Source organism: Labrys sp. Lb11, assembly GCF_057554225.1.
The window spans coordinates 376,658-397,569 of sequence record NZ_BAAJOT010000003.1; the positions used below are offsets into that span (position 1 = coordinate 376,658).

At 68.6% G+C, this 20,912-nt stretch carries 17 protein-coding genes; 12 read left to right on the forward strand and 5 right to left on the reverse strand.

Annotated elements, in window-relative coordinates; all coding sequences use genetic code 11:
- Positions 1-15: 15 nt before the first annotated feature.
- Positions 16-276 (forward strand): type II toxin-antitoxin system ParD family antitoxin, encoded by a 261-nt coding sequence (locus AC27L4_RS11625; RefSeq protein WP_487142288.1) that lies wholly within the window; start codon positions 16-18, stop codon positions 274-276.
- Between the two features lie 15 nt (positions 277-291).
- On the forward strand, positions 292-636 hold the full coding sequence (locus AC27L4_RS11630; protein WP_487142289.1) for a type II toxin-antitoxin system RelE/ParE family toxin: 345 nt from the start codon (positions 292-294) through the stop codon (positions 634-636).
- A gap of 136 nt (positions 637-772) precedes the next feature.
- Here AC27L4_RS11630 and AC27L4_RS11635 read toward each other — a convergent pair whose 3' ends face one another.
- Positions 773-1,924 carry a GGDEF domain-containing protein gene (locus AC27L4_RS11635; protein ID WP_487142290.1) on the reverse strand — a complete coding sequence of 384 codons (1,152 nt, stop codon included), beginning with the start codon at positions 1,922-1,924 and terminating at the stop codon, positions 773-775.
- Positions 1,925-2,273: 349 nt separating this feature from the next.
- On the opposite strand from AC27L4_RS11635, the gene AC27L4_RS11640 reads away from it, so the two are divergent.
- A complete protein-coding gene (locus AC27L4_RS11640; RefSeq protein WP_487142291.1) occupies positions 2,274-3,251 on the forward strand; it encodes a lysylphosphatidylglycerol synthase domain-containing protein in 978 nt (325 codons plus the stop codon).
- Here the strand turns inward: AC27L4_RS11640 and AC27L4_RS11645 are convergent.
- Together AC27L4_RS11645 and flhA are read right to left on the reverse strand one after the other, a co-directional pair.
- The gene (locus AC27L4_RS11645) at positions 3,230-3,880 is read right to left on the reverse strand and encodes a GNAT family N-acetyltransferase (RefSeq protein WP_487142292.1); all 651 of its coding nucleotides are present in this window, start codon (positions 3,878-3,880) and stop codon (positions 3,230-3,232) included. The two genes, AC27L4_RS11640 and AC27L4_RS11645, sit on opposite strands and share 22 nt — an antisense overlap.
- 30 nt (positions 3,881-3,910) lie before the next feature.
- On the reverse strand, positions 3,911-6,040 hold the full coding sequence (gene flhA / locus AC27L4_RS11650) for a flagellar biosynthesis protein FlhA (RefSeq protein WP_487142294.1): 2,130 nt from the start codon (positions 6,038-6,040) through the stop codon (positions 3,911-3,913).
- A gap of 306 nt (positions 6,041-6,346) precedes the next feature.
- Here flhA and AC27L4_RS11655 point away from each other — a divergent pair, with 306 nt between their 5' ends.
- Positions 6,347-7,156, forward strand: coding sequence for an NAD-dependent epimerase/dehydratase family protein (locus tag AC27L4_RS11655; RefSeq protein WP_487142295.1), 810 nt, complete (start codon positions 6,347-6,349; stop codon positions 7,154-7,156).
- Here the strand turns inward: AC27L4_RS11655 and AC27L4_RS11660 are convergent.
- Positions 7,135-8,271, reverse strand: a complete 1,137-nt coding sequence (locus AC27L4_RS11660) for an aminotransferase class V-fold PLP-dependent enzyme (protein WP_487142296.1) — start codon at positions 8,269-8,271, stop codon at positions 7,135-7,137. The two genes, AC27L4_RS11655 and AC27L4_RS11660, sit on opposite strands and share 22 nt — an antisense overlap.
- Positions 8,272-8,360: 89 nt before the next feature.
- Between AC27L4_RS11660 and AC27L4_RS11665 the strand changes: the two genes are divergently transcribed.
- From AC27L4_RS11665 to AC27L4_RS11675, 3 genes are all read left to right on the forward strand, one after another.
- A complete protein-coding gene (locus AC27L4_RS11665) occupies positions 8,361-9,668 on the forward strand; it encodes an alanine racemase (protein WP_487142298.1) in 1,308 nt (435 codons plus the stop codon).
- A 22-nt stretch (positions 9,669-9,690) separates the two neighbouring features.
- Complete coding sequence (locus AC27L4_RS11670; RefSeq protein ID WP_487142299.1) at positions 9,691-10,161, forward strand: RidA family protein; 471 nt, start codon at positions 9,691-9,693, stop codon at positions 10,159-10,161.
- 195 nt (positions 10,162-10,356) lie between these two features.
- Positions 10,357-12,597 (forward strand): oxidoreductase, encoded by a 2,241-nt coding sequence (locus tag AC27L4_RS11675; RefSeq protein ID WP_487142301.1) that lies wholly within the window; start codon positions 10,357-10,359, stop codon positions 12,595-12,597.
- 74 nt (positions 12,598-12,671) lie between these two features.
- On the opposite strand, the gene AC27L4_RS11680 is transcribed toward AC27L4_RS11675, so the two are convergent.
- Positions 12,672-13,388: a ribonuclease activity regulator RraA gene (locus AC27L4_RS11680; RefSeq protein WP_487142302.1), complete on the reverse strand. Its 717-nt coding sequence runs from the start codon at positions 13,386-13,388 to the stop codon at positions 12,672-12,674.
- Positions 13,389-13,782: 394 nt separating this feature from the next.
- Here AC27L4_RS11680 and AC27L4_RS11685 point away from each other — a divergent pair, with 394 nt between their 5' ends.
- From AC27L4_RS11685 to AC27L4_RS11705, 5 genes are all read left to right on the forward strand, one after another.
- On the forward strand, positions 13,783-15,696 hold the full coding sequence (locus tag AC27L4_RS11685; protein ID WP_487142304.1) for an ABC transporter substrate-binding protein: 1,914 nt from the start codon (positions 13,783-13,785) through the stop codon (positions 15,694-15,696).
- Positions 15,697-15,769: 73 nt separating this feature from the next.
- A complete protein-coding gene (locus AC27L4_RS11690) occupies positions 15,770-16,756 on the forward strand; it encodes an ABC transporter permease (RefSeq protein WP_487142305.1) in 987 nt (328 codons plus the stop codon).
- Positions 16,746-17,891, forward strand: coding sequence for an ABC transporter permease (locus AC27L4_RS11695; protein ID WP_487142306.1), 1,146 nt, complete (start codon positions 16,746-16,748; stop codon positions 17,889-17,891). Before AC27L4_RS11690 ends, AC27L4_RS11695 begins: the two co-directional genes overlap by 11 nt.
- A gap of 13 nt (positions 17,892-17,904) precedes the next feature.
- A complete protein-coding gene (locus AC27L4_RS11700; protein WP_487142307.1) occupies positions 17,905-19,635 on the forward strand; it encodes an ABC transporter ATP-binding protein in 1,731 nt (576 codons plus the stop codon).
- Positions 19,636-19,666: 31 nt separating this feature from the next.
- On the forward strand, positions 19,667-20,548 hold the full coding sequence (locus tag AC27L4_RS11705; RefSeq protein ID WP_487142308.1) for an SMP-30/gluconolactonase/LRE family protein: 882 nt from the start codon (positions 19,667-19,669) through the stop codon (positions 20,546-20,548).
- The last annotated feature ends 364 nt before the right edge of the window (positions 20,549-20,912 follow it).

A 20,912-nucleotide genomic window follows, 5' to 3' on the forward strand; every position in this document is an offset into this window, starting at 1 on the left:
GTGTGGAGGTCCACGATGCCAACCCGCAATATCAGCCTCACGGCCGAACAGGATGCCTTCATCGATGAAGTCCTCAAAAACGGCGAGTATCGCAATGCCAGCGAGGCGATCCGCGATGCCATTCGCACGTGGCAGCAGCAGCGGACCTTGGGTGCCCTCAAGCTGGATCAACTGCGCTTGAGCATTGCGGCCGGTGCCGCGGCGCTGGAGCGCGGCCAGTATACCGAAATCGAAGACGAGGATCTCGACGACACCCTTGCGCGCCTCGCCGAGTAACCGAGGCGCGACTTCATGGCTAGATATCGGCTGTCGGATCCGGCGAAGGCCGATATCGCTTGGATCCTGAGGACCAGCACGTTTCGTCACGGCGCGCAGGCCCGCGACCGCCACCGAGCCTTGCTTGCGGCGGCAATTCGGCGCATTGCAGCGGAGCTGAATGGCGTTTCAACGGCCGATCGCTCCGAATTGCTCCCAAACCTGCGCAGTTTTCACATTCGGCATAGCCGCGGTACGACCCTGGAGGCCAAGGTCGCCAATCCGGTGCATGTGATCTTCTATCGTCCCGTGCAGCCCGGCCTTGTGGAGATTGTTCGTGTCCTTCACGAGCACATGGAGCCGGGGCGCCATATCGGCTGACCAGTCCTCACGGCAGGGAATCCGGATCGACGGTTCTTGAGCAGCCAGGCGACGATGTCGTCGCGGCCGGCAATCGTGGCGCAGGCCGGCAGCAGCATCTCGGCGAGTGGAAGCCCGCACCCGCCAAGGCTCGCGATCACGCTCTGCGAGCTCTCTCTTGGCCCGACCCCATCGCGATCTGGTCGCGACCATTCCGCTTGGCTGCGTAGAGCGCCTTGTCGGCGTCGCTGAGCAATTCGTCGAAGTCGATGATGGTGTCCTCGATATAGGAAACGCCCGCGCTGACCGTGCACCTGAAGGAGCCGCCTCTCCCGGCGAAATGATGCCTGGCCAGGCGCGTGCGCACGTCTTCGGCAAGCCTGACTGCCGCGACGAGCGAGGAGCCCGACACGAACAGCGCAAATTCCTCGCCACCGAACCGCGCGGCGAAGACGTCCGGTCGGGCGCTAAGGGTCAGGATTTCGCCGAACACCCGCAGCACCTCGTCCCCGGCCGGGTGGCCATGGACGTCGTTGATCCTCTTGAAGTGGTCGATGTCGAAAATGATCAGCGTGGCAGGCCCCTCGATGCCAACCTCGATGCGGTTGAACAGCGCGCGCCGATTGAGAAGGCCGGTGAGCGGATCAATTTCGGCGTCGCGCTTGTGGCCTCGTGCCAGGCGCGCCTGGTTGAGCGCCAGGGAGAGGGCGCCGATCCCGGCAAGCGTGGTCAGGCACACGCCGATGTTGAGGTCCTCGGCCCAATTTGCCGGGGCCTGCGACAGGATCCACTGGCTCGGATGGATCAGGACGATGGCACAGGGAACGAAGGAAAGCCCGGTCGCAATATAGAGGGCCGTCAACAGCATGATCGCCAGCCGAGCTTCGTTGCGCCCGAGCCAGTAGTCCCAGGCCGTTATGAACAGAATGGCGGCGGCCACGATATTGAGCACGAGGATGGACAGGCCGTTGTAGCCGGACAGCATGGGAACCGCCATGGCAACGGACGATACGATCGCCATGACGCCCATGGCGCGTCGGGGAAGACGTCCGGTGCGGAACTCGCGACCGGCGCCGAATACGAAGGCAAGACCCGTCAGCAGGACCGCATAGCCTGCGGCGCCCAGGGCGGACGACATCGTCTGCACGTACTCGCCGTAGATCAACGCGCCGAGCGCCATCAGCAGGACGCCGATGCTCCAGACCATCAGAAAGCGCTCCTGCCTGGAGACCAGCCAACTGACGAGAAAGGCGACCGCCAATCCACAACCGGAAAGGGTGAAGGCGGTCAGCAGCGATTGATAGTCCAATGGCACGGGAAACCCACGGGCAGGCAGCAGGGAGCCGAGAGCCTGCCCGAAAGTCGGCGGAGGCGGCCCGGCGGGCCTTTCCGCCGACCTACCGGTCAGGCTCCCGTACGTTATGTGGTTGCGGCAATTGCGAAAAACTTAAGAAGTCCCGTCGAACGGCTCCGGCTGCGGCGGATTGGACCGCGCCCGCGGGATTCAAGTGGCTTCCTGCGCGGGAGAGGCCGCTTGGGCATCGCTTCGTTTTCGCGGCGCCGCCGCGGCAGCGGTCTTGCCTTCGTCATGTTCGCATTGTTTATGACAGGAGGCGGACCGTGCGGACCGCCCCACTCCCGGAGCGCACGCAGGCGGCATGAAGATCAAACTCGACTATGTCTGGCCGTTCGTCGGCCTCGCCGCCGTCGTCTTCTCGATCTATCTGCTGTCCAAGGAGTTGAAGGGCGTCAGCGTCGGCGCCGTCTGGGATGCCATCGTCGACCACGGCCCCGTGGCCTTCGGCCTCAGCATCGCCTCCTGCCTGCTCGCCTATGCCGCCCTCGCCTGGTACGACCGCATCGCCCTGATGCATGTCGGCAAGAAGCTGTCCTGGCTGGTGGTGTCTGTGGTGTCCTTCTGCGCCTATGCGCTCGGCCACAATATCGGCGTTTCCGTGCTCTCCTCCGGCGTGGTGCGCTACCGCGCCTACAGCCGCATGGGCCTGACCGCCGCCGAGGTCGCCATCGTCACCGGCTTCTGCGCCTTCACCTTCGCCTATGGGGCGATATTCCTCGGCGGCATCGTGCTCACCTTCGAGCCGGCGCTGGTCGCACGCCTGTTCCACATGCCGGAGGACCTCGCCTTCGGCCTGGGCCTTGCCATGCTCGTCGCGGTGGCGCTCTACCAGCTCGGCGCGGTCATGCACTTCAGGCCGCTGCGCATCCGCTCCTTCCAGATCGCCTATCCCAGGCCGGGCATCGCCTTCCGGCAGCTCTTTGCCGCGCCGATCGAGATCATCGGCGCCGCGGCGATCATCTATTTCGCCCTGCCGGAGGCCAACCATCCCGGCTTCTTCGTGGTGCTCGGCGTCTTCCTCGCCTCGTTCTGCGCCGGGCTGATCTCCAACGCGCCGGGCGGCATCGGCGTGTTCGAGGCTGTGTTCGTTCTGGCGATGCCCGAGATCCCGAAGGCGGAGGTGCTGGCGGCGCTGATCGTCTTCCGCCTGCTCTACCTCCTGATCCCGCTCGCCATGTCCTGCGCCGTCATCCTGATGACCGAGCGCCAGGCCTTCTCGGAGGCGATCGCCGCCGCGTTCGGCCGCAAGAGCGCGCCTCAGCCCTCCGACGAGGGCTGATCCACGAACGGCACATGCGGCGCCGCCGTGCGCGGCAGGTGGCCGGTGAGCCGCGGGTCGTCCGCGACCTCGACCATGAAGGCATAGGGGGTGAAGCCGGACCGGGTGTAGAACGCCACGGCGCCGGGATGGTCGAAGGTGCAGGTGTGCACCCAGAAGCGCCTGATCGGCCGCGCCCAGGCCCTGGCGACGGCCTGGTCCATCAGGAAACGCCCGGCGCCCTGGCCGATCGCCTCCCGGACCAGCCCGAAATAAGCCAGCTCGCAGGTCTCCGCTTCGCGGAAGTCGAGCTCCAGCAGCCCCAGCACCCGCCGCCCCTCGCGCAGGCGGAACACCTCCACCTGCGGGTGGGCGAGGATGGCGCGCAGCGTGTCGTCCGGCGTGAACAGGCGCGAGAACCACAGCCAGTCCTCGCCGACGAGGCGGAACAGGGCGCGGTACTCATCGAGATCCGGCGCCTCCCAGCGCTCGACCGTCAGCGGCCGCTCCATCGGCCGGAGGGGCTTTTTCGGCGGCCGCGTCGTCATCTCCAGGCAGGTGACGACGTTGGCGAGCTTGCCGGGCGGGACGGCGGAATAGCCGGAGGGAAGCGGGGGATTGGTGAGTTGCATCGGCTGGGAAAAGACCATTCGGCGGAGGGCGTCAAGTCCCCGTACCGCTCACACGCTGCCCACCGTCCGCAGCCGCGCCCGCGGATGGATCTCGGCCTGGCTCATCACCGTGGTCTGGGCCCGGAAGCGCTCGACGATGCCGCGCACGAAGGGGCGGATCGAGGCCGAGGTGACCAGCACCGGCACTTCGCCGGCCCGTGCCGCCGCTTCGAAAGAGTCCCGCACGGCATGCACGAACTCGGTGAGCCTGGAGGGCTGCATGGCCAGGTGCTTGTCGTCGCCGCTGCCGACGATCGATTCGGCGAAGGCCGTCTCCCAGCGCGGCGACAGGGCGAGGATCGGCAGCACCCCGCCCGGCCCGGCATTCTGCGCGCAGAGCTGGCGGGCGAGGCGCGTGCGCACATGCTCGGCCACGTCGCGCGGGTTGCGGGTGAAGCCGACGGCCTCGGCGATGCCCTCCAGGATCGCCGGCAGGTCGCGGATCGACACGCGCTCGGCCAGGAGCTGCTGCAGCACGCGCTGGATGCCGGTGACGGTGATCAGCGAGGGCACGATGTCCTTGACCAGTTCTCCCTGCTCCTTCGGCAGTTCCTTCAGGAGCTTCTGCACCTCCCCATAGGAGAGGAGATCGGCCATGTTGGCCTTGAGGATCTCGGTGAGGTGGGTGGAAAGCACGGTGGTGGAATCGACCACGGTGTAGCCGCGGATCGCCGCTTCCTCGCGCAGGTTCGCCTCCACCCAGGTCGCCGGCAGGCCGAAGGTCGGCTCGATGGTATGATGGCCCGGCAGGCTCACCTGCCCGCCGGCCGGGTCCATGACCATGTACTGGCTGGCCCAGATCTGGCCCGAGCCCGCATCGGTCTCCTTGACCTTGATCATGTAGGTGTTGGCCTCGAGCTGGACATTGTCGAGGATGCGCACCGAGGGCATGACGAAGCCCATCTCGGCGGCGAGGGAGCGGCGCAGCGCCTTGATCTGCTCGGTGAGGCGGTCGGAGCCGTCCGGTGAGTTGACCAGCGACAGCAGGGCGTAGCCGAGCTCGATCTTCAGCTCGTCCATCTTCAGCGTCGCCGAGATCGGCTCTTCGGCCGGCGGCGCCTTGGCCTCCTCGGCCTGCCTGGTCACGGCCGACCGGGCGGCGGCGGCCCGCTGCGTCTTGGTGGCGTTCCAGGCCAGCACGCCGGCGCCGACGGCCAGGCCCAGGAAGGGCAGCATCGGCAAGCCCGGCAGCGTGGCCATGACCGCCATCACCCCGGCCGCCATGCCGAGCGCCTGGGGATAGCCGGACAACTGCCGGACCAGCGCCTTATCGGCGGCGCCCGACACGCCGGCCTTGGAGACGAGCAAGCCGGCCGCGGTCGAGACCAGCAGGGCCGGCACCTGGGTGACGAGGCCGTCGCCGACGGTCAGCACCGTGTAGGAATGCGAGGCCTGGGAGAAGCTCACCCCCATCTGGAACACGCCGATGACAATGCCGCCGATGACGTTGATGAAGGTGATCAGCAGGCCGGCGATCGCGTCGCCCTTCACGAATTTCGAGGCGCCGTCCATCGCGCCGTAGAAGGCGCTCTCGTCCTCCAGATCCTTGCGCCGCTTCCTCGCCTCCTGCTCGTTGATCAGGCCGGAGGAGAGGTCGGCGTCGATCGCCATCTGCTTGCCGGGCATGGCGTCGAGGGAGAACCGCGCCGCGACCTCGGCGATGCGGCCCGAGCCCTTGGTGATCACCATGAAGTTCACGATGATCAGGATGGCGAAGACGACGATGCCGATGACGAAGTTGCCGCCCATCACGAAATCGCCGAAGGCCTGGATCACATGGCCGGCGGCCTGGGTGCCCTCGTGGCCGTGCGACAGGATCAGGCGGGTCGAGGCGAGATTCAGCGACAGCCGCAGCATAGTCGCGATCAGCAGCACGGTCGGAAAGGCCGTGAACTCCAGCGGGTGCTGGATGAACAGCGCCGTCATCAGGATCAACACGGAGAGGATGATCGACACTGCCAGGAAGAGATCCAGCAGCATCGCCGGCAGCGGCATGATCAGCACGACCATGATCGCCAGCACGCCGATCGCCAGCAGGATGTCGCCGCGCCGCAGCACCGCCGCGATGCCGTGCAGGCTGAAGCCCGCGGCGCGATCCTGTCGCGCCGTGGCGGGCTGCGCCACCATCAAGTCCGTCATTCCAACCGCCCCCCGGGGCAGCCGGCGTTTCACGACGCAGGTCAGCCCGGCAAGTTTTGCCGGGTGCATGGTTAACAAGGAGTTATCGAATTGCATTGCCGGAGGGCCTTGCACGCCGGCAGCCTTGCCAGCCGCTGCGTCCCGTCGGCACACTCGCGCCGCCAAGGCCGGGGACGGGTGCGCCGGAGGCGTGTTTTTCGACGCCGGGCAGCGCGGGGCGCATTGCACAGCTCGGGCGATCTTGTAAAATCGTAAGACAACAGCGGCGCCGCAGCGCCCCTCCTCCCCGCCCGAAAGGTTCCAGGCATGGCCGAGACGCGTCCGATCCTGTTCACCGGTGCCGCCGGCATCCTCGGGCGCTGGCTGCGGCCGCGGCTGGTCGAGCGCTACGGCGCGCTGCGCTCCACCGACATCGTCGATCCGGCGCCGGCCCTGCCGGGCGAGGAGATCGCCGTCGCCGACCTCGCCGACGCCGACGCGGTGGACCGCCTGGTCGAAGGCACCGGCCGCATCATCCATTTCGGCGGCATCTCCTACGAAACCGGTTTCGAGCGCATCCTCGCGGCCAATATCCTCGGCACCTACAACCTGTTCGAGGCGGCGCGCCGCCATGGCGCCGGCCCGATCGTCTATGCCAGCTCCAACCACGCCATCGGCTTCTACACCCGCGATGACCGGCTCGACGCCAATGTCCGCACCCGGCCGGATTCGCTCTACGGCGTGTCCAAGGCGTTCGGCGAGGATCTCGCCAGCCTCTATGCCGACAAATACGGGGTGGAGAGCGCCTGCCTGCGCATCGGCACGGCGCGCCCCGATCCGATCGACCCGCGCCATCTCTCGACTTGGCAGAGCTACGAGGATCTCCTGCGGATGATCGAGGCCTGCTTCGCCGCGCCGCGGCTCGGCTGCACCATCCTCTACGGCGTCTCGGCCAACGACCGCAGTTGGTGGAGCAACGCCGCCGCGCCGCATGTCGACTACCGCCCGCAGGACAATGCCGAGCGCTTCGCCGCGGCGATGCTGCCGGACGGCGATCGGCGCGACCCGGAGGCGCCAGAGGTCAGGTTCCAGGGAGGCCCCTTCGCCTCCGCCGACTATGTCGCTCGCAAGCCCTGAAGCCGGGCCGCCGCCTCGCGGATGCGGCCGGCGACCAGGTCGAGCCCCGCCGCGTCGAGGCGACGGACATCGACGAGCAGCAGGCCGCGCCCGGCCATCAGGTCGCGCACGACGATGCGCGGCGTCCCCTGCTCGATCGCCCGGGCCAGGGCGTGGGCATCGCCGCCGGCCCGCGCCGCGTCGACCGTCAGGCCGACGCGGCTGAACGGGTTGCCGGTCTCGTCCGGGATCACGGCGGCGGCGATGCCGGCAAGGCCCTGCAGCCGCGCCGCGAGCTCCCCGGCGCGCTCGAGCCCCCACGCCTGCTCGGCCGCGGCGTCGCGGCGCACCCAGCGCTCGAGCGCGGCGATCGCGCCGGCGACCGCCTCCTTGCCCGCCTTCATCGGCCGGCCGATGCCGCGCTGCTGGGCGGCGCAGGCCCGCACCAGCTCGGCCCGGCCGGCGATCAGGCCGGCGGTCGGGCCGCCCAGAGCCTTCTGGCCGCTGAACAGCACGAGGTCGGCGCCGGCGGCGATCAGGCCGGGCCAGTCATATTCGGCGGCGGCGTCGACGATCACCGGCACGCCCGCGGCGTGGGAGATGGCGATGAAGTCGGCCAGCGGGATCATGCCGGTCTGCGCCGTATGGTGCGAGACCACGTAGAGCGCCGCCGCCGTGCGCGGCCCCAGCGCAGCGGCGAGCTGATGCTCCTCCGCCTCGCAGGCCGCCCCGAACTCGACGGGAACGGCGCCGCTGAGACGGATGTCGCCGGTGATCACCGAGCCGTAGCAGACGACATGGCCCTTGTGCAGCACCACCTCGTTGCGCAGCCCGCCCGTGTCCGGCAGGCGCTCGATCCGGCCGAGGTCGCAGCCGGTCATGGCGGCGGCCACCGCCACGACGATGCCGGCGGATGTGCAGTTGGTGACGAAGCCGGCCTCCGCGCCGGTCGCTGCCGCGATAACCCGGCTCGCCGCCGCCTGCAGCTCGGCCATGTCGACCGACACCGCCAGCATGGCCGCCACCTCGCGGACGATCTCCGGGTGGACGGGGCTGGCGCCGAACACCGTCTCCGTCCCCGACGCGTTCACCATCGCCGACAGGCCGTGGCGCGCCATCAGGTCGCTCGCGGTCATCATGCCCTCCCTCCGGGCCAGCCCCGTCTTGCACCAAGCTGTCTGATAAGTTTACAATTGTCCAGACGGAGTGATGGCGGGGGGTGGGGATGTCGGCGATCGATCTCGGCGCGATCGAGGCCAGCCTGGTCGACGGCGGCACCAAGGGCCTGCCGCCCGGCCTCGGGCCGACGCCGCTGTCGGCGCTCGGCCGGCAGGGCTGGAACCTGCTGCGCGAGGACCTGCCCCTGCCGCTTGCGGTGCTGAAGCGCTCGGCGCTGGAGCGCAACAGCGCTTATTTCAGCAGCTTCCTGGCGCTGACCGGCGCCGCGGTCGCCCCGCACGGCAAGACCACCATGAGCCCGCAGCTCTTCGCCCGGCAGATCGCCGACGGCGCCTTCGCCATCACGCTCGCCACCGTGCAGCAGGTGCGGGTGGCGCGCAGCTTCGGCTTCGACCGCATCGTCCTGGCCAACCAGGCGACCGGCCCGCAGGCGGCGCGCTATCTCGTCGGCGAGGTGGCGCGCGACCCGGCCTTCCAGCTCTGGATCTTCGTCGACTCGCCGGCCGGCGTCGAGCGCCTGGCCGCGGCCGCCCGCGAGGCCGGCGGCACGCGGCCGCTGCAGCTCGTCCTGGAGGGCGGCTTCCTCGGCGGCCGCACCGGTTGCCGCACCATCGAGGACGCCATGGCGGTCGCCGAGGCGATCATGGGCGCCGCGCCCTTCGTGGCCCTCGCCGGTGTCGGCGGCTACGAGGGATTGCTGGCGGCAAAGGATCCGGAGACGACCGTGCTCAGGGTCGGCGCCTTCCTTGACCATCTCGTCGACATCGCGCGGGCCTGCGAGGCCCGCGGCGCCTTCGCGCCGGGGCCTGTCCTGCTCACCGCGGGCGGGTCGAGCTATTACGACCTCGTCGCTTCCCGCTTCGCCGCCGCCGGCCTTGGCCGCAAGGTGACGGTGGTGCTGCGTAGCGGCTGCTACCTCACCCATGACTCCGGCACCTATGAGGATCGCTTCCTGGAGCTGCGCCGGCGCATGCCGGCGGTCGACGGCCTGCCAGCCCGCCCCGCCCACGCGCTCGAGGTCTGGGCCTATGTCCAGTCGCGGCCGGAGCCGGAGAAGGCGATCCTGACCATGGGCAAGCGCGACGTCTCCTTCGATTCGCGCCTGCCGGAGCCGCTCGCCTGGCACCGGCCAGGGCGGGCCGGGCCGCCGCTGCCGATCGGCGAGCGCCATGCGGTGGCCGGCCTCAACGACCAGCACTGCCATCTGGTTCTGCCGGAGGACAGCCCGCTGCAGGTCGGCGACATGGTGGCCTTCGGCATCTCGCATCCCTGCACCACCTTCGACAAATGGCAGGTGATCCCGGTGGTGGACGACGACTACACCGTGGTCGACGCCATCCGCACCTTCTTCTGACCGCCGGGAGGTAGTTTCCGACATGAGCCTGGATTTCGACCGGAGGCTGGCGGCGCTCGGTGCCGAAGTTCCCGACCCCACCGTGCCCGCCGCCAACTACATCCCGGCGGTCATCGCCGGCAATCTGGTGTTCCTCGCCGGCCAGATCCCGCGGCGCGGCGAGACGCTGACGGGCGTCGGCCGGCTCGGCGAGACCCTGACGCTGGAGCAGGGCCAGGCCGCCGCGCGCCTGTGCGCGCTCAACCTGGTGGTGCAGCTCAAGGTCGCCTGCGGCGGCTCGCTCGCCCGCGTCCGGCGCATCGTCAAGCTCACCGGCTTCGTCAACGCCGCCCCCGACTTCGTCGACATGCCGCGGGTGATCAACGGCGCCTCCGACCTGTTCGTCGAGATCTTCGGCGAAGCCGGCCGGCACGCCCGCAGCGCCGTCGGCGCGCCGATCCTGCCCCGCGGCGTCGGCGTCGAGGTCGAGGCCATCGCCGAGATCGATCCGTAGTGTCGTGTCCAACGCCCCATCCCGGTCGCCGTGCCGGCAACATGGCGCAAGGCCTTGAATCAACGAAGGTTCCGTGCCGCCGGAGCCGGAGCACGAGCCTGCCCTCCCCGCCGGGAGGGCCTCGCCGCCGTCGAACCTGAAGCATTCCGGTCCCGCGGGCTTCGCCCAGGGGATCGCCGACATGGGAGAGCCCGCATGACCGTGTCCCCCGCCGCCCTCGCCGCCGATGCGCCTTCGCATAGGAGCCGGCGCGACCCGCGCTACGACATCCTGTTCGAGCCGGTGCGCATCGGCCCCAAGGTGATGAAGAACCGCTTCTACCAGGTGCCGCAATGCACCGGCATCGGCCACGTCCGGCCGGGTTCGAGCGCCGGCCACCGGGCGGTCAAGGCGGAAGGCGGCTGGGGCGGCATCTCCACCGAGTCCTGCTCGATCCATCCGGAGGTGAACCAGACGCTCTCGACCAACACCACGATCTGGGACGAGGGCGACGTCATCAACCATCGCCACATGGTCGACGAGGTCCACAAATGGGGCGCCCTCGCCGCCGTGGAGCTCGGCGCCGGCGGCGTCAAGGACAACCTGTTCAGCCGCTACGTCGCGCCGGCCATCGACCGCTTCCCCTCCGGCGGCATTCCCAAGGTCTACACCTATCCGGCGACCGAGGAAGACATCGCCCGCGTCATGCAGATGTACGAGGACGCGGCCCGCCGCGCCCGCGACGCCGGCTTCGACATCCTCTACATCCATGGCGCCGCCGGGGTCTTCCCCGTCCACGCCCTGTCGCGCCATTTCAACCGCCGCACCGACGGCTATGGCGGCTCCTTCGAGAACCGGGCCCGCTTCTGGGTCGAGGCGCTGGAGCGGCTGAAGCGGGTGGCCGGCGACGACTGCGCCGTGGCCACGCGCATGTCGATCGACGACCTCGCCGGCCCCTGGGGCCTGGAGTTGCACGACGAGGGCCTCGCCTTCGTCGAATATGTCACGCGGCTCGGCCTGGTCGACATGTGGGACATCATCATCGGCGGCTCGGGCGAGGACATGTGGGGCGAGGACTCCGGCCCCTCGCGTTTCTACAAGTCGAACCACCAGGCGCCGTGGAACGCCGAGGTGAAGCGCATCGCCAAGGTGCCGGTGGTCGGCGTCGGCCGCTTCACCGAGCCGGACGAGATGGTACGCGTCGTGCGCAGCGGCCAGCTCGACATCATCGGCTGCGCCCGCCCCTCGATCGCCGACCCCTGGCTGCCGCGCAAGATCGACGAAGGGCGGATCGAGGACATCTGCGAATGCATCGGCTGCAACGCCTGCGTCTCGCGCTTCAACCTGAACAACGCCATCATCTGCACCCAGAATCCGACGGCGCTGGAGGAGTATCGCCGCGGCTGGCATCCCGAGCGCTTCGAGCCGGCGCCGCGGCCGCGCACCGTGCTGGTGGTGGGCGCCGGTCCGTCGGGTCTCGAATGCGCCCGCGCGCTCGGCCGCCGCGGCTATGACGTGCATCTGTGCGAGGCCCGCCAGACCCTGGGCGGGCACCTGCAGGATGTCGTGCGCCTGCCCGGCCTCGTCGAATGGGGGCGGGTGATCCAGTATCGCGAGGGCCAGATCCAGCGCATGCCGAACGTGACGCTGATGCGCGGCACCGGCCTCGTCACCGCCGACGACATCCTGGAGTTCGGCGCCTCTCGCGTGGTGCTCGCCACCGGCGCCCATTGGGTCGGCGACGGCCTCGGCGCCACCGGCCCGGATCCGGTGCCCGGCATCGACGCCGCACTGCCCCACTTCGTCACGCCCGAGCAGGTCTTCGCCGGCAAGCCGATCGGCGACCGGGTGGTGGTGCTGGATGCCGACGGCTACTTCATGGCGGTGAGCCTGGCCGAGATGCTGGCGGACCAGGGCAAGCAGGTCACCATCGTCACCCATCTCGACAAGGTGGCGCCGATGACCGAGCTGACCCTGGAAGGCTACAACATCCACCGGATGATGCGCGAGAAGGGCATCGCCGACCGCACCGGCCATTGGGTCGAGAGCGTGCGCGGCAGCCTCGGTGCGGTCGAGGTGCTGCTCTACGACCGCTACCGCGACGGTTCCCGGCGCACGACGACGCCGACGGCCGGCGTCTATCCCCGCCGCCTCGGCGACGCGGTCGAGATGCTGGCCTGCGACAGCGTCGTGCTGTGCACCGCCCGCGAGTCCAACCGCGAGCTCTACGACGCCCTGGTGGCGCGCAAGGAGCGCTGGGCCGGCGCCGGCATCGAGGCGGTGGTGCGCTCCGGCGACTGCCTGGCGCCGCGCTATCTCGCCGACGCCATCTTCGACGGCCACCGCATCGCCCGGGAGATCGAGAGCCCCAATCCCGAGCGCCCGCGCGCCATCATCCGCGAGCGCCACATCTGGGGCCAGGAGACCTTTCCCAAGCTGGGCGATCCGGTGCTGTGAGGCGGACGGACCGTATCCGGCTCAACGCCCGCCGGCCCGCTCTGCCGGACTGGAGAGCGAGCCGGCATCGGGCCTCACCGCTCCTTTCGCCAGGCCTTGAACTGCTCCATCGTCTCGGCGTTGGCGGGATAGAGGCCGAAGATCGACTGGCCGGCCTTGACGCGCTCGGTGACGAAATCCTCCAGCAGCGACTGCTCATAGCCGTCCCGCGCGACCTCGTCGGCGAGGTGGCGCGGAATGACGACGACGCCCTCATGGTCGCCGACGATCACGTCGCCGGGATAGACCGGAACCTCGCCGCAGCCGATCGGCACGTTGATGTCGATGGCATGATGGCGGGTGAGATTGGTCGGCGCCGAGCGGCCGGCGCAATAGACCGGGAAGTCCAGCGCCTCGATGGTCGGGGAGTCGCGCAGGCCGCCGTCGGTGACCACGCCGGCGGCGCCGCGCATCATCATGCGCGTCACCAGGATGCTGCCGGCACCGGCGGCGCGCTTGTCCTGCCGGCAATCGATCACCATGACATGGCCGGGCGGCACGGTCTCGACCGCCCTGCGCTGCGGGTGGTTGCGGTCCTCGAACACGGCGGAGACGTCGATGTCCTCGCGCGAGGGGATGTAACGCAGCGTGAACGCCTCGCCGACCAGCGGCGGCCCGCCCCTGGTCAGGCGATGGACGCCCTGCATGAAGGTGTTGCGCAGGCCGCGCGCCATCAGCTGCGATGTCAGCGTCGCCGTGCTGATCTTGGCGAGCAGGGAACGCGTCTCGTCCGAGAGGGGTGTCGTGCTCATGGCGTGTCCGTCCGGCGTGGCGGGGAAAGGTCGAGAAAACTCGTCTTACATCTTTACGGGTTTATCTCGCAATGCCCTTGATGGTCGCGCGCAGGCACTGATTGCGCAAGGGCATGGAGCGGCGGAGGCTCCCAGCGTCCTGCTCTGCCGCCGCTATGCGCCGGACCGGCGGTCATGATCGCGCGTTCGGAGCGGCAGACCTGCCTGACAAGTTTATCAATTCATTGACAGGCCCGGGATCCCATGCAAGCCTCCGGTCCCAGGCTGGGCAATGGCAGGGGAGCATCCCCTCTTCGGCAGCCGAACAGCGGAGGTTGTCATGGTGGTGCGCGAAGGTGATCCCCGAACAACTCGTGTTTGGCGGCGGACATTGGGGCGGGCGGCGGCAGGCAGGGTGTCCTGCCTCGGTCTCGCCGCCCTCGGCGCGGTCTGGCTCGGCCTGCCGGCGGCATCCGCCGCCGAGTATCACGAAGCGCCGATGCTGGCCGACGAGGTCAAGGCCGGCAAGCTGCCGCCGGTCGCCGAACGGCTGCCGGAGGCGCCGCGGGTGGTCACACCCTACGAGAAGGTCGGCACGTATGGCGGCACCTGGCGCTCCGGCATGGTCGGCGGTTCCGACCGCAACTGGCTCTTCCGCATCGCCGGATACGAGCCGCTGCTGGCCTGGGACCGGGAGTGGAGTGGAAAGGTCGTCCCCAATCTCGCCGAATCCGTCACCAGCAACGCCGACGCCACCGCCTTCACCATCAAGCTGCGCAGCGGGCTGAAATGGTCGGATGGCAAGCCGTTCGGCAGCGACGACATCGGCTTCTTCATCAACGACATCGCCGGCAACAAGGAACTGCTGCCCAACGGCGTCGACTGGCTGATGAGCGCCGGCGAGCTCGGCAAGTTCGAGAAGGTCGACGACACGACCTCGACGATCACCTTCAAGGAGCCCTACGGCCTGTTCCCGCAGCGCCTGGCCAGCGTCTATGGCGTGCAGATCGCCATGATGGCCAAGCACTACTGCTCCCAGTTCCACTCCGCCTACAACAAGGACGGCGTCGCCGCCCTCGCCAAGCAGGCCGGCGTGCAGAACTGGACCGAGCTCTTCATCAAGAAATGCGCCGTCGACACCGAGGCCAACGAGCGCTGGCAGAACCCGGAGCGCCCGACCATGGAGCCCTGGGTGATCAAGGATCCCTACGTCAGCGGCGCCACCCTGGTGACACTGGTCCGCAACCCCTTCTACTTCAAGGTGGATCCAGACGGGAACCAGCTGCCCTACATCAACGACCTGCGCATCTCGGTCAATGCCGACAAGCAGACCCTGGTGCTCAAGGTGGTGAACGGCGAGATCGACTATCAGGACCGCCACATCAACACCAACGCCAACCGCGCCGTCTTCGTCGACGCCGCCGAGAAGGCGCAGATCCGCCTGGTCGACGGCCCCAACGCCGACATGAACACCACCATCGTCTCGCTCAACCTGACCCACAAGGACCCGGTCAAGCGCGAGATCTTCAACAACAAGGATTTCCGCATCGGCCTGAGCTACGCCATCGACCGGCAGGCGATCATCGATTCCGCCTTCGTCGGCCAGGGCGAGCCCTGGCAGGCGGCGCCGCGTAAGGAATCGCCCTTCTACAACGAGCAGCTGGCCAAGCAGTACACCGAGTTCAGCGTCGAGAAGGCCAATGAATACCTCGACAAGGCCTATCCCAAGAAGGATGGCGAAGGCTTCCGGCTCGGCCCGGACGGCAAGCGCATCACCTTCAACGTCATGGTGATGCCGGCCCTGGGCGACTTCCTCGACTCCACCCAGCTCGTCGTCCAGTACTGGCAGGCGGTGGGCGTCGACGCCAAGGTCCAGACCGTCGACCGCACCCTGTTCTACGACCGCAAGGACAACAACGACCACGACGCAGCCGTGTTCCTGGGCAGCGGCGGCATGGTCGACGCCCTGTTCGAACCGACCTTCTACTTCCCCTTCTGGAACGAATCCCTGTTCGCCGTGCCGTGGGGCAACTGGTATGCTTCCGGTGGCAAGTCGGGCGAGGAACCGCCGGCCGTGGTCAAGCAGCAGATGGACCTGTTCCGGGAGGTCACCCAGCAGGCCGACCCGGCCAAGCAGGTGGAGCTGATGCAGAAGGTGCTGGCGATCGCCGCCGACCAGTTCTACGTCATCGGCGTCAACAGCCCCGGTCCGCTCTACGCCGCAGCGAAGAACAACCTGCACAATGTCTATCCCAGGCCCTTCGCCTGGACCTATCCGACCCCGGTCGCGAGCAATACGGAGACCTATTACTTCGATCCGCAGAAATAGCGGTCGCCGCAGCGTGCCGGCGCCGGGCCTGCCCCGGAGCCGGCGCATTCTTCACGGGGAGGCAGGGGCGAGCATGGTCAGATTCATCCTCCGGCGTCTTCTCTGGATGATCCCGTCGTTCTTCGCCGTCTCCGTCGTCGCGTTCACGATCATCCAGCTGCCGCCGGGCGACTTCGTCACCAGCTACGCCGCCGACCTCGCCACCTCCGGCTCCCCGGCGAGCCCGGCGACGCTGGAGGCCATGCGGGTGCGCTACGGCCTCGACCAGCCCATGGTGGTGCAATATCTACGCTGGGTCGGCAACGCCCTGCAGGGCGACCTCGGCATGTCGTTCGAGTACCGCACGCCGGTCGCCGACATCATCTGGAACCGCCTGGGCATGACGACGCTGGTGGCGTTCTGCACGCTGATATTCGTGTGGGTCATCGCCTTCCCGGTCGGCATCTACTCGGCCGTGCGCCAATACAGCGTCGGCGACTACGCCGTCACCTTCCTGTGCTTCCTCGGCATGGCGACGCCGAACTTCCTGCTCGCGCTGTTCGTCATGTACCTCTCCGTCGAGTTCCTCGGCTATTCCGTCGGCGGCCTGTTCTCGATGGACTATGTCAACGCCCCCTGGAGCTGGGGCCGGGTGGTCGACCTCCTCCAGCACCTGTGGATCCCGGTGGTGGTGCTCGGCGTCGCCGGCGTCGCAGCGCTGGTGCGGATCATGCGGGCCAACCTGCTCGACGAGCTCGGCAAGCCCTACGTCGAGACCGGCCGGGCCAAGGGCCTGCCGGAGACGACGCTGGTCCTGCGCTATCCCACGCGCGTCGCGCTCAACCCCTTCATCTCCACCGTCGGCTGGGTGCTGCCGGTGCTGGTCTCGGGCGACGTCATCGTCTCCAGCGTGCTCAGCCTGCCCACGGCCGGGCCGATCCTGATCCAGGCCCTGAAGACGCAGGACATGTATCTTGGCGGCGCCCTCATCATGTTCCAATGCGTCCTGGTGCTGATCGGCACCCTCCTGTCGGACCTGCTGCTGGTCTGGGTCGATCCGCGGATTCGCTATGACAATTGACCCATCGCCGCCGATCGCGCTGCTGCCGGACGATCCGGCCCGCAAGCGTGACTCCGCCTCGCAATGGCGGTTGATGTGGTGGCAGTTCCGCCGCCACCGCCTGGCCATGGCGAGCAGCGTCGTGCTCCTGTTCATTATCCTCGTAGCGGTCTTCTGCGAGTTCCTCGCCCCCTTCTCGCCGACGGCCTTCACCCCGCGCTACACCTATGCGCCGCCGCAGGCGCTGCATCTGTTCGACCGCGACGCGCAGGGCAGCCTGATCTGGCGCCCGCATGTCAACGGCTACAAGGTGACGATCGAGCCGACGGCGCTGCGCCGCAGCTTCGTCGTCGACCCCACCCAGAAATATCCGGTCGGCTTCTTCGTGCCGTCCGAGCCCTATACGATGTGGGGTCTGTTCACCCTGGAGACCAAGCTGATCGGTCCCCTGAAGAAGGGCGATCCGATGTATCTGCTCGGCGCCGACCGGCTCGGCCGCGACATGCTGAGCCGCATCGTCTACGGCACCCGCATCTCCATGTCGATCGGCCTGATCGGCGTGGCGCTGAGCCTCCTGCTCGGCATCGTGCTCGGCGGCATCTCCGGTTATTACGGCGGCTGGATCGACAACGTCATCCAGCGCGTCATCGAGTTCATCCTGTCGCTGCCGACGACGCCGCTCTGGCTGGGCCTTGCCGCCGCCCTGCCCAACGACTGGCCGCCGCTGCGCATCTATCTGTGCATCACCATCATCCTGTCGCTGATCGGCTGGACCAGCCTGGCGCGGGTGATCCGCGGCCGCTTCCTGTCGCTGCGTACCGAGGACTTCGTCACGGCCGCGCGCCTCGACGGCGCGAAGGAGCCGCGCATCATCTTCCGGCACATGGCGCCCTCCTTCGTCAGCCACATCATCGCCGAGGTGAGCCTCGCCATCCCGGCGATGATCCTGGCCGAGACCGCGCTCAGCTTCCTCGGCCTCGGGCTGCAGCCGCCGATCGTCAGCTGGGGCGTGCTGCTGCAGGAGGCCCAGAACATCCGTTCGATCACCACGGCGCCCTGGCTGTTCGCACCCGGCATCGCCGTGGTTGTCGCCGTCCTGTCCCTCAACTTCGTCGGTGACGGCCTGCGCGACGCCGCCGATCCCTACCGGCAATAGCGTGGTCTCCCGCATGACGACCGCTCCCGACGACATCGTGCTCGAGGTCCGCAACCTGTCGACCTGGTTCGACAGCGGCCGCGACGTGCTCAAGGCGGTCGACGGCGTCGACCTGACGCTGCGGCGCGGACGCACGCTCTGCGTCGTCGGCGAGAGCGGCAGCGGCAAGAGCGTCACCGCCCGCTCCATCCTCAACATCGTGCCCAAGCCCGGCCGCATCGTCGGCGGCGAGATCCGCCTGCACGGGGCCGGCCCCGGCGGCGGTCCGCTCGACCTCGCCGCGCTCGATCCCCGAGGGCGGCAGATCCGCGCCATCCGCGGCCGCGACATCGGCATGATCTTCCAGGAGCCGATGTCGAGCCTCAGCCCGGTCCACACCATCGGCCAGCAGATCGTCGAGGCCATACGCCTGCACCGGCGCGTCAGCCGGGCCGAGGCGCGGGCCCGCGCCGTCGAGGTGCTCGACCAGGTCAAAATCCCGCGGCCCGAACGCAGCTTCGACAGCTACCCCTTCGAGTTCAGCGGCGGCATGCGCCAGCGGGCGATGACGGCGATGGCGCTGGTCTGCGAGCCCAAGCTCCTGATCGCCGACGAGCCGACCACGGCGCTGGACGTCACCACCCAGGCCGAGATCCTCGACCTGATGAAGGGCCTGCAGGCCCGGCTCGGCATGGCGCTGATGTTCATCACCCACGACATGGGCGTGGTCGCCGAGATCGCCGACGACGTGGCGGTGATGTATCGCGGCAAGCTGGTCGAGCACGGCCCGGTCAACGACATCTTCCTCGCGCCGCGCCATGACTACACCAAGCGCCTGCTGGGCTCGGTGCTGGCGCTGGAGCGGCGCTCGCACCTTGCCGGCAAGGTGGCCGTGCCGCGGCAGGACGACGTCATCCTCGACGTGGCAGAGCTGTCCATGTCCTATGGCGGCCGCCAGCCCTTCTTCGGCCGCCGCCAGGAAGGACCGGTGAAGGCGCTCGACGCCGTCAGCTTCCAGCTCCGGCGCGGCGAGACGCTCGGCATCGTCGGCGAGAGCGGCTCGGGCAAGACCACGCTCGGGCGCTGCATCATGCGCGTCATCGATCCCGTCTCGGGCCGCATCCTGTTCAAGGGCCGCGACGCCGCCCCGGTCGACCTGGCGCCGCTGCCGCGCACCGCGGTGCGGCCCTACTGGCGCGACATGCGCATGATCTTCCAGGACCCGTTCTCCTCGCTCAATCCGCGCATGACCGTCTTCCAGGTCGTCGCCGAGCCCCTGCGCAACCATGGCATCGCCGCGGGGCAGGAGCTGGAGGACCGCGTGGCGGATCTGCTGGAGCGGGTCGGCCTGCCGCGCGATGCCATGCGCCGCTACCCCCACGCCTTCAGCGGCGGCCAGCGCCAGCGCATCGGCATCGCCCGGGCTATCGCGCTCAAGCCGCAGCTCATCGTCGCCGACGAGGCGACTTCGGCGCTTGACGTGTCGCTGCGGGCCCAGGTGCTCGACCTCCTGCTCGATCTCGGCCGGGAGCTCGGCATCAGCTACGTCTTCATCAGCCACGACATCGGCGTCATCCGCTACATGTGCGACCGGGTGGCGGTGATGCACCGCGGCCGCATCGTCGAGATCGGCGAGACGCAGGCGGTGTGCGACGACCCGCAGCATCCCTACACCCGGTCGCTGATCTCGGCCGTGCCGAAGCCGGATCCGCGCCTGCGCGGCAAGACCGTGCGCATCCGCTACGATATGGCAACGGCGCCGTGAGGCGGCCTACCCCGACACGAGGACATCGCCCATGCCCCATCCCTCCGTCGATTGCGTGCTCGACATCCGGGCCGATCTCGGGGAATGCCCGGTCTGGTGCGGGCGGGAGAATGCGCTCTACTGGGTCGACATCCCGGCCGGACGCCTGAACCGCTTCGATCCCTCGACCGGCGCCAACCGCGTCTGGACCGTGTCCGAGCCGATCGGCTCCTTCGCCCTGCGCCAGGACGGCGGCGCGCTGCTGGCGCTGAAGTCGGGCCTGTGGCGCTACGACCTCGACACCGAGGCGATGACGCCGCTGGCGCGGCCCGAGCCGGATCGTCCCGGCAACCGACTCAACGACGGGCGCTGCGACCGGCAGGGCCGTTTCTGGGTCGGCAGTATGGAGGATCCGGTGCAGCCGGAACGGGCTCGCGGCACGCTCCACCGCTTCGACGCCGATCATCGCTGCACCGCCATGGTCGATGGCCTGTTCGTTTCCAACGGCCTCGCCTTCAGCCCGGACGGGCGCACGCTCTACCACTCCGACTCCTTTGCCGCCGTGCGCACCATCTGGGCCTGGGACCTCGACCCAGACGACGGTGCCATCCGCAACCGTCGTGTCTTCGTCGACACCCACGGCATGCCCGGCCGCCCGGACGGCGGCGCCGTCGACGCCGACGGCTGCTACTGGATGGCGGCGAACGACGGCTGGGAGCTGATGCGCTTCACGCCCGATGGCCGGATCGACCGCCGCATCCCCCTGCCCGTCGCCAAGCCCAGCATGCTGGCCTTCGGCGGCCCGCGCCTCGACACGATCTATGTCACCTCGATCCGTCCCGCCGCAGGCCTCGACCGGCAGCCCCAGGCCGGCAGCCTGTTCGCGCTCCATGCCGGGGTGACCGGGCTGGCCGAGCCGAGGTTCAAGGGGTAGCCAGTGGAGGCGAACGCAAGGCCACGATCAGTCGTAGAGGAAGGGCGAGGCGCAAGAAGCCTTCTTCGCGGAGCGGGGAAGGTTTTATGCGTCCCATCCTGGTCCGGCGGCCGCGAATGTCGCGATGAATGCCGTCCGTGTCGCAGAGACGATCTTGTCTTCACCCTTCCGGCGCTAAGGAGCCGTGTGCTAACAAGCGAATCGAGGTGGGCGTCATGACCGTACTTGATCCCATAGGGGCTGAGATAAGACCGAACCATACCGCTCCCGAGAGAGGCGGCGTCCTCTCGGCCATGACGCGATTGAACGGACGGGTCCATTTCCCCGACAATCGCATATCTTAGCGCCTATGGGATCAAGTCCG